The 10,338-nt window shown below is 68.9% G+C and carries 12 protein-coding genes; 5 read left to right on the top strand and 7 right to left on the bottom strand.

The features are described 5' to 3' along the window. Window positions 1-45 precede the first annotated feature (45 nt). A complete protein-coding gene (mntR, locus tag FJU31_RS07240; protein ID WP_150454145.1) occupies window positions 46-516 on the top strand; it encodes a manganese-binding transcriptional regulator MntR in 471 nt (156 codons plus the stop codon). A gap of 89 nt (window positions 517-605) precedes the next feature. Here mntR and fabR read toward each other — a convergent pair whose 3' ends face one another. After that, the gene (gene fabR / locus FJU31_RS07245) at window positions 606-1,265 is read right to left on the bottom strand and encodes an HTH-type transcriptional repressor FabR (protein WP_150454146.1); all 660 of its coding nucleotides are present in this window, start codon (window positions 1,263-1,265) and stop codon (window positions 606-608) included. Window positions 1,266-1,357: 92 nt separating this feature from the next. Between fabR and FJU31_RS07250 the strand changes: the two genes are divergently transcribed. Both FJU31_RS07250 and FJU31_RS07255 read left to right on the top strand, forming a co-directional pair. Next, complete coding sequence (locus tag FJU31_RS07250) at window positions 1,358-2,428, top strand: ferredoxin reductase (RefSeq protein WP_246161245.1); 1,071 nt, start codon at window positions 1,358-1,360, stop codon at window positions 2,426-2,428. A gap of 12 nt (window positions 2,429-2,440) precedes the next feature. Continuing rightward, on the top strand, window positions 2,441-3,589 hold the full coding sequence (locus FJU31_RS07255; protein WP_150454148.1) for a fatty acid desaturase family protein: 1,149 nt from the start codon (window positions 2,441-2,443) through the stop codon (window positions 3,587-3,589). A gap of 5 nt (window positions 3,590-3,594) precedes the next feature. On the opposite strand, the gene FJU31_RS07260 is transcribed toward FJU31_RS07255, so the two are convergent. The 5 genes from FJU31_RS07260 to FJU31_RS07280 all read right to left on the bottom strand — a co-directional run bounded on the left by FJU31_RS07260 (window position 3,595) and on the right by FJU31_RS07280 (window position 7,961). Continuing rightward, entirely contained in the window at window positions 3,595-3,948 is a 354-nt protein-coding gene (locus FJU31_RS07260; protein WP_150454149.1) for a tetratricopeptide repeat protein, read from the bottom strand. After that, window positions 3,945-4,523, bottom strand: a complete 579-nt coding sequence (locus FJU31_RS07265) for a flavin reductase family protein (RefSeq protein ID WP_150454150.1) — start codon at window positions 4,521-4,523, stop codon at window positions 3,945-3,947. Before FJU31_RS07265 ends, FJU31_RS07260 begins: the two co-directional genes overlap by 4 nt. After that, a complete protein-coding gene (locus FJU31_RS07270) occupies window positions 4,523-5,149 on the bottom strand; it encodes a superoxide dismutase (RefSeq protein ID WP_150454151.1) in 627 nt (208 codons plus the stop codon). Before FJU31_RS07270 ends, FJU31_RS07265 begins: the two co-directional genes overlap by 1 nt. A gap of 193 nt (window positions 5,150-5,342) precedes the next feature. Then, on the bottom strand, window positions 5,343-6,863 hold the full coding sequence (locus FJU31_RS07275) for a thioredoxin family protein (RefSeq protein ID WP_150454164.1): 1,521 nt from the start codon (window positions 6,861-6,863) through the stop codon (window positions 5,343-5,345). A 132-nt stretch (window positions 6,864-6,995) separates the two neighbouring features. After that, window positions 6,996-7,961 (bottom strand): LysR family transcriptional regulator, encoded by a 966-nt coding sequence (locus FJU31_RS07280; protein WP_246161247.1) that lies wholly within the window; start codon window positions 7,959-7,961, stop codon window positions 6,996-6,998. A 37-nt stretch (window positions 7,962-7,998) separates the two neighbouring features. Here FJU31_RS07280 and FJU31_RS07285 point away from each other — a divergent pair, with 37 nt between their 5' ends. Next, a complete protein-coding gene (locus tag FJU31_RS07285; protein WP_150454153.1) occupies window positions 7,999-8,760 on the top strand; it encodes an SDR family NAD(P)-dependent oxidoreductase in 762 nt (253 codons plus the stop codon). 19 nt (window positions 8,761-8,779) lie between these two features. Here the strand turns inward: FJU31_RS07285 and FJU31_RS07290 are convergent, their stop codons facing one another. Continuing rightward, on the bottom strand, window positions 8,780-9,229 hold the full coding sequence (locus tag FJU31_RS07290; protein WP_150454154.1) for a GNAT family N-acetyltransferase: 450 nt from the start codon (window positions 9,227-9,229) through the stop codon (window positions 8,780-8,782). Between the two features lie 55 nt (window positions 9,230-9,284). Here FJU31_RS07290 and FJU31_RS07295 point away from each other — a divergent pair, with 55 nt between their 5' ends. Beyond that, window positions 9,285-10,223 (top strand): TIGR03571 family LLM class oxidoreductase, encoded by a 939-nt coding sequence (locus tag FJU31_RS07295; protein ID WP_150454155.1) that lies wholly within the window; start codon window positions 9,285-9,287, stop codon window positions 10,221-10,223. Window positions 10,224-10,338 lie beyond the last annotated feature (115 nt).

Genomic DNA, 10,338 nt, shown 5'->3' on the forward strand with positions numbered 1-10,338 from the left:
AATTCAGGTTCAGATCCGGAAGTCATCGGCAGGACAGGCACTCGCGTGGGCAAGACAGGCGTTTCGACATCGGCTAAGACCCCCCCCTTGATCGAGGCCGAGCGCCAGGTCGAGAGCTTCCGGCAGGTGCGCGAGGCACACCGGATGGAGCTGGTCGAGGACTACGTGGAGTTGATTTCGGACCTGCTGGCCGACGGGGGCGAGGCGCGCCAGGTCGATATCGCCACCCGCCTGGGCGTGGCCCAGCCAACGGTGGCGAAGATGCTGCGGCGCCTGGCCCGTGATGGCTGGGTGGTGCAGCGGCCTTACCGTGGCGTGTTCCTGACTCCGGAAGGCGAGGCGCTGGCCCATGCCAGCCGCGAACGGCACCAGACCGTGGAGCGCTTCCTGCTGGCGCTGGGCGTGGACCCGGATACGGCGCGGCGTGATGCCGAGGGCATCGAGCATCATGTGAGCGAGCAGACGCTGGCGCTGTTTGAAGCGTTCGTGCGCAAGGCCGAGGGCGGGGCCGCCTGACGGTAGCGCCGGGCCATGCCCGGCGAGCGCATCGCAATCTGCCTGCATTTCGCCGGGCATGGCCCGGCGCTACCACGGGCGGCTGGTTCCTACCTGCCGCGGCGGAACGCTGCTGGGGTGCGGGCGCCGACGATGATCATGCGGATCATCGTGGAAATCTGTTCGACCAGCTCCGGGTCTTTCTCCGGCGGCTGGTCCATCGCGGTGGCGCCCATGGCGAACACCAGGCGGGTGATGGCGGTGGCCACCAGTTCGGGCTTGTAGAGCTTGGCGCCGTCCAGTGCGGCCAGGCGCACCAGGTCGTGCTGCAGTTCTTCTTCGAAGTAGTGCAGTTCGCGTTCGACGGCGTGCTTGAAGTCGTCCGAGCCCACCGCGCCTTCGCGCAGCAGCACGTGCAGCAGCTTGTCGTCGGCGCGCAGCTGCTCCATGAAGGTTTCCACCGACACGCGCACCACGCTGGTTGCGCTGGATGTGGCGCGCTGGCGGGCTTCGCCGATGATCGTGCGCAGCGAGCGGCCGGCGACGTCGATCAGGGCCACGGCCAGTTCGTCCATGTCGCGGAACTGCCGGTAGAAACTGTTGGGGGCAATGCCCGCTTCGCGCGCGACTTCGCGCAGGCTCAGCGTGGACAGGCTGCGGTGCGGGCCGATCAGTTTCAGCGCGGCGGCCAACAGGTCCTCGCGGCTCACCGTACGGCGGGCCGGGCTGTTGGCATCTTCGGGCGGCGACAGAACTGTGGCGGCGGCCATGGCACTTCCGGAGGGGCAAGGCTGAATCATACCCAATCCGGAGCAATATACACATGTATACACAGCTGTATGTGCGGCCGTATAGTGCGCCCATGAGCGCTGTGATCCGTCCGTCCGTGTTTTCCCCGTACCGCTGGCTGTCGCCGACGTTGTTCGATTTCTGGGCGGGCCAGCTGAATCCTTTGTGGACCCTGCGCGAGCCCCTGGCGCGCCTGGTCCGGCGCGAGCCGGCTGGCGAGGGCGCCGCCACCCTGGTCCTGCGCTGCAATCGGCATTGGGCCGGCATGCGCGCCGGCCAGCACATCACCCTGGGTGTGGAGCTTGAAGGGCGCGTATTGCGCCGCAGCTACAGCCCGACCGCGCTGGGCCGCCGTGAGCTGGCCATTACCGTCAAGGCGGTCGACGGCGGCACCATCAGCCAGCACCTGGTCCACCATGCCAAGCCGGGCGATCTGTTCAGGCTGGATGCGGCCTTTGGTGATTTCCACATGCCGGCCGCTGCCCCGGTGCTGCTGCTGGCCGCCGGCAGCGGCATCACGCCCATGCGCAGCCTGCTGCGCGAGGCCTGCCAGCGCCCGCTGGCTGCGCCGGTGGACCTGTTCTACTGGGAACGCAACGCCGCCGCCTTCCAGTTCCGCGATGAACTGCAGGCGCTGGCTGCGGCCACCCCGAACCTGCGCGTGCACCTGCTGACCACCCGCGAGGGCGAGGTACCGGCCGCGCGCATCGATACCCATTCGCTGGCCGTGGCTGGCGACGATACCCCGCTGGCGCAGCGCCACGTGCTGGCCTGTGGCCCGGATGGTTTCGTCGCCGCCGCGCGGCAGCGCCTGGTGCACCAGGTCGCCGGTTTCCAGGCCGAGGCCTTCACTCCGCCGGCACCGCTCAGCGATACCGACAGCGCCGGCGAGATTGCCCTGACCCTGGCCCGCAGCGGCCGCCAGCTGAAGGTCGCGCGCGGCCGTTCGCTGCTGGAAAGCCTGGAAGCGCAGGGCATCAAGCCCAAGCACGGCTGCCGCATGGGCATCTGCAACAGCTGCACCTGCGACCGCGTCAGTGGCACCACCCGCCACCTGCGCACCGGTGAAATGCAGTCCGAAACGGCGCAGCCGGTGCGGATCTGCGTGAGCGCACCGACCACCGACCTGACTTTGGATCTCTGAGGACCTGCTGCCATGACCCGCGCTTCCGACCGTGCCCTGAGCCCCGCCGAGATGAACGCCTTCGGTGCCGAGCTCGACGCGATCCGTGACCGTATCCTGGGCAGCCTCGGCGCCTCCGACACCCGCTACATCCGCCGCGTGGCCGCCGCCGTGCGCTGGTCGAGCGTGCTTGGCCGTGGCCTGCTGTTCCTCGGCGCGTTCTCGCCGCTGTTCTGGGCACCGCTGCTGTGGCCGGCCTGCATCGCCGGCACGCTGCTGCTGGCGCTGGCCAAGATCCTGGAAAACATGGAGCTGGGCCACAACGTGATGCACGGCCAGTACGACTGGACCGGCGACCCCAAGCTCAGCGGCAATACCTACGAGTGGGACATCGTTGCCACCGCTGACAACTGGCGCAAGACCCACAATTTCCGCCACCACACCTACACCAACGTGCGTGGCATGGACGATGACATCGGCTACGGCCTGCTTCGCATCTTCCCGGAACAGCGCTGGTCGCCGTTCTACCTGATGCAGCCGATCATCGCGCCGATCTTCGCGCTGCTGTTCCAGTGGGGCGTGGCCGCGCAGGACCTGCGCCTGGGCCGCTGGTTCAAGGGGCGCATCAGCAGCCGTGCGATGTGGCTGCAGACCCGTCCGGTGGCGCGCAAGATGGTCCGCCAGGTGCTGAAGGATTACGTGTTCTTCCCGCTGCTGGCCGGCCCGTTCTTCCTGCCGGTGATGCTGGGCAACCTGGTGGCCAACGGCATGCGCAACGTCTGGACCTACGTGATCATCTTCTGCGGCCACTTCACTGCCGAGTCGGAGACCTTCCCGAAAGAATGCCTGCGCAATGAATCGCGCGGCCACTGGTACCTGCGCCAGCTGCGCGGTTCGTCCAACATCAGCGGCGGCTTCATCATCAACGTGCTGTCGGGCAACCTCAGCCACCAGATCGAGCATCACTTCTATCCGGACCTGCCGGCCAACCGCTATGCGGCCATCGCCAAGGAAGTGAAGGAGATCTGCCGCCGCTACGGCCAGCACTACAACAACGGCTCGCTGCCGCGCCAGTTCGCGCAGGTGGTCTGGCGCATCCTGCGCCACGCCTTCCCGAGCAAGCCGCGCCGCCTGCCGATGCCCGACATCCTGCCGGCACCAGCGCCCGCCAACGCGGGCTGAGGGCTTCAGCTGGCTCTGGCCAGCATCGGCGGCGGATCGCCGTCCTGCGGGGCGCGGTCCAGCCGGCGCAGGAACACCTGCATCTCCTTGCGTGCCTGCTGGTCGCCCTTGCTGCCGGCCACCCTGAGCCCGCGCTGCCATGCCGCGCGCGCCGCCTGCGGCTGGCCACCGGCCAGCCACGCCTTGCCGAGCAGCTTCCACGCCGCCGAATACTCCGGATCCAGCGCCACGCAGCGTGCCAGATGGGTGGCGGCGTGCACGGGCTGGCCGGCGTCCAGCCAGCTCTTGCCGAGGCCGAAGCGCAGCAGCGCGCTGTCCTTGCCGCTGGCGAGCATGGCGTCCAGTGCTTCGATGTTCATGGCTGTACCTCATGCAGCAGTTCAAGCGGCCCGGGCAGGAAGCGGCCGCGATGGAACATCAAGGGCGCGCCACCGGTTTCGTGCACCTCGATGATGCGGCCGGCCAGCAGCAGGTGGTCGCCCACCGGCCACTGCGCGTGGCGGCTGCAGGTGAGGTGTGTGACTGCATCGGCGATACGCGGAGGCCTGTCTTCCTCCCCTTCCAGCAACGGCACGCCGTTGAAGCGTTCACGCACACTCGGATCGGCGAAGCGTCTGGCGAGGGCTTTCTGCCCGGTACCCAGCACGCTGAGAGTGAAGCGGGTCGCATGCTGGAACACGCGCAGGCTCTTCGCGTGCAGGGCCAGGTTCCACAGCACCAGCGGCGGCTGCAGCGAGACCGGCACGAACGAGTTGATGGTCAGCCCGTGCGTGCGTCCCCGCGCGTCACGTGCGGGGACGGTGGCCACGCCGGTCGGGTAGTGGCCGAGCAGCCGGCGCAGGGCGCGCGGTGGCAGGTCCACCGAGGGCGCCGGCGCCGGGGCAGGGAAGACCCCCGCCCACGGTCCAGCATAGGCACTGCCACCGGCGTCCATCAGGCGCGCGCCTGGCGGTAGCGACGGCCGACCTCGGCCCAGTCGATGATGTTGAAGAACGCGCCGATGTAATCGGGGCGACGGTTCTGGTAATGCAGATAGTAGGCGTGTTCCCAGACATCCAGGGCGAGGATCGGCGTATTGCCGGACAGGCCGACCGCCGCGCCCATCAGCGGGCTGTCCTGGTTGGCACTGCTTTCGACCTGCAGGCGTCCGTCGCGATCGCTGGTCAGCCACGCCCAGCCACTGCCGAAGCGGGTCTGCGCGGCCTTGCTGAAGGCGTCCTTGAAGGCCTCGAAGCCGGCGAGATCGCGGTCGATGGCAGCGGCGAGTTCGGCATCCGGCGTGCCGCCGGTGGCGCTGAGCACGGTCCAGAACAGGCTGTGGTTGGCGTGGCCGCCGCCGTTGTTGCGCACCGCGCCGCGCACGGATTCGGGCAGCGCGTCTAGGTCGGCGATCAGGGTTTCGACCGGGGTGTCGGCGATGCAGGCCTGTTCCAGTGCGGCGTTGAGGTTGTTGATGTAGGTATGGTGGTGCTTGCCGTGGTGGATCTCCATGGTGCGCGCATCGAAGTGCGGTTCCAGGGCGTCGTAGGCGTAGGGGAGGGCGGGAAGCGAGTAGGGCATTGCAACAGTCTCCATGGGGAAGGCCAGCGGATTGGCCTCGGGGAGACTGTTATCGCACCTCAACTTTGGTTGAGGTCAATAGGTCAAAGTAGTGCCGGCCGCTGGCCGGCAATCAGGAAGGGTCGGGTTGCCGGCCAGCGGCCAGCACTACCAGCTGCTACGCTCGCCGGGCATGGCCAGGCGCTACCGGAAATCAGCTCAACCAACCACGGCACGCGCCGTCTGCCTGCTCACCACACGCCTGCTGCATCCGCTGCTGCAACCGCGCCAGCGTCTCCGCCCCCTGGTGCTTGCCACCCCAGGCCTTCAACTGTACCGCCAGCCGCTCGAAACGCTGCTTCGTGCGCTGGTGGTAGCCCGACGGCTGCGCCTGCAGCTCGGCAATCAAGGCATCGGTGGCCTGCTCGATGCGCGGGGCATCGTCCGGGGCCAGCCGCAGCAGGCCCTCCACGTACAACACGCCCCACTGCACGCGCGTGGCCGGGCCCTGCGCGCCGTCGTAGGCACGCTTCAGCCACTCCAGCGCACCGGCGGTGTCGCCGCGCTTCTCGGCCAGTTCGGCCAGTTCGGGCATGTAGTAGTACGGCTGCTCGCTGCGTTTCAGTTCGGCCAGCAGCAGTGCCTCGGCACCGGCGTCATCACCCACTTCGCGCAGGGCATGGACCGCGCTGCTGATGGTGGCTTGGCGCGCGTGCGCATCCGTGGCCGCGGCGTCGGCGGCGGTCACCCGCTGCTTCACCCGCTGCACCAGTGCCGCAGGCAGTGCACCCTCAGGCTGCTGCTGGCGGGCCAGCGAGACTTCGGTCAGTGCGCGCGACAACGCATCGTCGGCACGGTTGCCACGTTCGGCGTCGGCGCGGTCCAGAGCCACCTGCAGCTGCTGGCCCAGCGTATTGCTGCTGGCCGGCCCCGCGCTGGCCTGCTTCACCAGGTTGGCGCCGGCATAGCCCAGCAGCTCGCGGTTGCGGCGCACTTCGGTGGGCTGTGCCAGCACCGCCTGCAGCAGCTCGCGCACCTCAGTCGGCGGCGTGGTCGGCTTCTCCGCGGTGGCCAGGGCCAGCAGGGCGAAGCGACGCTGCAGGGCAGCGTCGGGCGCGGCCTTGGCCAGCTGGCGCAGCACCTCGCCGGCCTCGCGCTGGCCGGCCAGGCGGTTCGCATCCACTTCCCAGCCGTAGTCGCCCAGCACCTGCCAGTCTTCGGCGCCCAGCTTGGCCGGGGTAGAGAGGGCAGTGGCCAGGGTCCCGGCCACGGCGCTGCGGCGGCTGGCGGCCACGGTCAGGGTGCGGGTAAGGTCGGCGGCGTCGTTGCCGCCGGCCACGCGGGTGATCTCGTTGCGCTGCGGGTCGAGCACGATCAGGGTCGGGTATCCGCGCACGCCGAAGCGCTCGCCCCAGGCCTGCGCGCCTTCCTCGTCACCATCCAGGTACACCGGCACGAACTTGCCGGTCAGCGCGATGAAGGCGGGATCCTTGAACAGGCCGGCCTTCAGCTGGTTGCACGGCGGGCACCACACTGCGCCCCAGTACAGCAGCACCGGCTTGCCGGTCTCGGCGGCTTCGTTGAAGGCATCGTCGACGTCGCCCTGGCGCCAGGCAATGGCCGCTGCAGGCGCGGCTTCGGCGGCCTTCGCGCTCGCCACCGGCGCCTGTGCGGGAGAACAGGCGCTCAGCGCGGTGGCCAGCAGCAGGGGAAGGGCAGCGCGCATCGGCAGCATCTCGAAGGAACGGGGGTGAAGGGCCATTGTAGGAAGCCCGCTTGCCCGTGCTGATGCAGTTTGCTTATGTCGGGCTTGCGGCCCGGTATATGCCGGGGCTACGGCGTCGCAGCTGCCGGCCATTGGCCGGCACTACCGCATCTCCGCTACCAGCAGGCCGGCCAGCCAGGTCATGAACGCCTCGACCCGCCTTGGCAGGTGGCGGCGCTGCGCATAGACCAGGTTCACCGGCATCGGCTCGGCCAGGCAGTCCGGCAGCACTTCCACCAACCGGCCGTCGCGCAGCGCTTCGCGTGCGCCCATCTCCGGCACCTGGATGATGCCCAGCCCGGCCAGCGCGGCGGCGCTGTAGCCATCGGCGCTGTTGACCGTCAGCGCGCCGCGCATCGGCCAGGCCTGGTAGCGCTGGCCATCGAAGTACTCGAAGCCGGGTGAACGCTGGCCGAGCGTGCCCACGTAGTGCACCAGCCGATGCTGGTCGAGGTCGGCCAGTTCGCGCGGCGTGCCGTGCGCGGCCAGGTAGGCGGGGCTGGCCACGTTGAGGATGCGCATCTGCCCCAGCGGGCGCGCAATCAGGCTGCTGTCGTCCAGGGTGCCGACCCGCAGCACGCAGTCGAAGCCTTCGCGCACCACGTCCACGCGGCGGTCGGTGGCGCTCAGTTCAACCTCGATGCCCGGGTGCAGGGCGAGGAAGGCGGGCAGCTGCGGAATGACCAGGTTGCGGGCCATGCCGCCGGGCATGTCCACCCGCAGGCGGCCGCTGAGCTCGCTGGGCTCGTGGCGGAACAGGTTCTGCAGTTCGTCCATGTCGTCCAGCAGGTCGTGCGCGCGTTGCTGCAGCTGCGCGCCGTCGGCGGTCAGGTGCACGCGGCGGGTGGTCCGGTGCAGCAGCTGGGTGCACAGCTCGGCCTCCAGCCGGGCGATGGCCTGCGAGACGCTGGCCTTGGGCAGGCCCAGGCTGTCGGCGGCGCGGGTGAACGAGCCCAGTTCGGTGACGCGCAGGAAGACGCGCAGGGTGTCGAGGCGGTCCATGGATTGTTCGTCTGGCTTGAACAGTAAAATCAGGATCGCGCGATTTATGCGCGCAGGCAATCCCAATAGTCTGGCCGCACTTCCTCCCAGACAGGTGCCCGCCATGACTCCTTCTTCCCGTGTCGTCCTCATCACCGGTGGCAGCCGCGGCCTCGGTCGCAATGCCGCGCTGGCCCTGGCCGCCGACGGTGCCGATATCGTGATCACCTACCGCTCGCAGGCCGACGCCGCCGCCGAGGTCGTGCAGCAGGTGCAGGCGCTCGGCCGCCGTGCGCTGGCCCTGCCGCTGGATATGGCCGACAGCTCGGCGTTCGCGGTCTTCGCCACGCAGCTGCGCGATGCCCTGCAGCAGTGGGGTGTGACGGCCCTGCAGGGCCTGCTCAACAACGCCGGTGAAGCGCTGTACGCGCCCATCGCCGAGACCACCGAAGCGCAGTTCGACCACGCGGTGGCCGTGCACCTGAAGGGGCCGTATTTCCTGACCCAGGCACTGCTGCCGCTGATCGCCGATGGCGGCCGCATCCTCAACGTGTCCAGCGGCCTGGCCCGCTTTTCGCTGCCGGGCAGCTCGGCCTACGCGATGATGAAGGGCGGCATCGAGGTGTTCACCCGTTACCTGGCCAAGGAACTGGGTGCGCGCGGGATCACCGCCAACACGCTGGCACCGGGTGCGATCGAGACCGATTTCGGCGGCGGCCGCGTGCGTGACGACGCGCAGATGAATGCGATGGTCTCGTCGATCACCGCGCTGGGTCGCCCTGGCCGACCGGATGACATCGGCCCGGTGGTGGTCGCACTGCTGTCGCCGTCCACCGGCTGGGTCAACGCCCAGCGCGTGGAAGCGTCCGGCGGCATGTTCGTCTGACCGTCCGCGCGGCGACGTATCAAGGGGCGGCGAGGCTCAGCGGCTGGTAGACCAGTCCGTTGAACTCGCCGACCTCGCCATCGATGACGAAGCCGTAGCGTTGGTAGGCCGGTACCGCATTCAACGAAGCGCGCACGCTCATCCCCGGTGCGCGCAGGTGCGGCAGCACGGCCTGCAGCAGGGCATGGCCGATGCCTTGGCCCTGGCAGGCGGGATCGACGAACAGCATCGCCAGATGCCGGCCTTCCTTCAGCTCGATCACACCGATGATGCGGTCTTCCCGTTCGGCGACCAGGATGTGGTTGTCACCCTGCAGCCGCTCGGCGAAGGCATCGGCCGCGGCCACCTGGGTGAACGTTGCCACGCCCTGTGCGCTGAGCCACGGCGCCACGGCGTCGCTGAACGCAGCCATGCAGATCGCGCTGATCGCGGCCAGGTCGTCGGGGCGGGCGGGGCGGATGGGATGCATGCAGTGTTCCTTCCATGATGACGTGCGGGTGCATCGCACACGATAAGCTCGGCGCATGAACCACTTCAATGCGGCCCGTGCACGGGTGTTCCCGCAACACGGCCTGAGCCTGGGCCTGATGACGCCGGTCGCTGCACACGGCCTTGCCGACGTTGCCGAAGCGCAACGCATCGCGCGCCTGGCAGATGATCTCGGTTTCGCTGCGCTGTGGACCCGCGATGTGCCGCTGATGGTGCCGCAGGAGCCGGATGCGATAACCAGCGCATTGGACGATCCCTTTCTCTGGCTTGCGCTGCTGGCCGGTGCCACCACGCGTATTGCAGTGGGCACCGCCGCCGTCGTGCTGCCGCTGCGGCAGCCGCTGCACGTGGCGAAATCCGCGCTGAGCCTGGACCGGATCAGCGGCGGTCGTTTCGTGCTGGGCCTCGGCTCGGGCGATCGTCCGGAAGAATTCGCGGCGTTCGGTGAAGACCTGGAGGGCAGGGCGGCCACGTTCCGCGAGCGCTGGGCGCTGCTGCGTGCGGCGTTGTCGCCGGACGAGGCCGAACGGGCGCGGCTGCGCGACGCCACCGGTGGGTTCGATGTGCTGCCGGCAGCGCAGGCGCGCATTCCGATGCTGGTGGTCGGCACGGCGCGGCAGAGCCTGCAGTGGATCGCGCGCGAAGCGGAAGGCTGGGCCACCTACCATCGCGAAGAGGCGGCGCAGGAAGGGCGCATCGGGCTGTGGCAGCAGGCGCAGGGCGCTGCTGAGGCCAAGCCGTTCGTGCAGTCGATGCTGCTGGACCTGCAGGCCGATCCGCAGGCACCGGCTGAAGCGCTGCCGCTGGGCCTGAAGGTCGGCCGTGATGGGTTGCGGGCCTATCTGCAGCGCGTGCATGCGCAGGGTGTGGCGCATGTATTGTTCAACCTGGTGGACAGCGGGCGGACGGTGGATGAGGTGTTGGGCGAAATTGCCACACACATCCTGCCAGTGGTGGCCGCACGGGATCCGTAGCGTCGAGCTTGCTCTACTGCACATGAAGCCGAGCCGTTCGTAGAGTCGAGCTTGCTCGACTGCGCATGAAGCCGAGCCGTTCGTAGCGTCGAGCTTGCTCGACTGCTGTGCGTGG

Source organism: Stenotrophomonas cyclobalanopsidis (assembly GCF_008710035.1).
Lineage (GTDB): Bacteria > Pseudomonadota > Gammaproteobacteria > Xanthomonadales > Xanthomonadaceae > Stenotrophomonas > Stenotrophomonas cyclobalanopsidis.

Excerpts from the sequence above, each read along its gene's own strand:
- FJU31_RS07255 (WP_150454148.1), top strand. The coding sequence starts at position 2,441 with ATGACCCGCGCTTCCGACCGTGCCCTGAGCCCCGCCGAGATGAACGCC.
- FJU31_RS07260 (WP_150454149.1), bottom strand. The coding sequence starts at position 3,948 with ATGAACATCGAAGCACTGGACGCCATGCTCGCCAGCGGCAAGGACAGC.
- FJU31_RS07270 (WP_150454151.1), bottom strand. The coding sequence starts at position 5,149 with ATGCCCTACTCGCTTCCCGCCCTCCCCTACGCCTACGACGCCCTGGAA.
- fabR (WP_150454146.1), bottom strand. The coding sequence starts at position 1,265 with ATGGCCGCCGCCACAGTTCTGTCGCCGCCCGAAGATGCCAACAGCCCG.
- FJU31_RS07295 (WP_150454155.1), top strand. The coding sequence starts at position 9,285 with ATGAACCACTTCAATGCGGCCCGTGCACGGGTGTTCCCGCAACACGGC.
- FJU31_RS07275 (WP_150454164.1), bottom strand. The coding sequence starts at position 6,863 with ATGCTGCCGATGCGCGCTGCCCTTCCCCTGCTGCTGGCCACCGCGCTG.
- FJU31_RS07265 (WP_150454150.1), bottom strand. The coding sequence starts at position 4,523 with ATGGACGCCGGTGGCAGTGCCTATGCTGGACCGTGGGCGGGGGTCTTC.
- FJU31_RS07290 (WP_150454154.1), bottom strand. The coding sequence starts at position 9,229 with ATGCATCCCATCCGCCCCGCCCGCCCCGACGACCTGGCCGCGATCAGC.
- FJU31_RS07285 (WP_150454153.1), top strand. The coding sequence starts at position 7,999 with ATGACTCCTTCTTCCCGTGTCGTCCTCATCACCGGTGGCAGCCGCGGC.
- FJU31_RS07250 (WP_246161245.1), top strand. The coding sequence starts at position 1,358 with ATGAGCGCTGTGATCCGTCCGTCCGTGTTTTCCCCGTACCGCTGGCTG.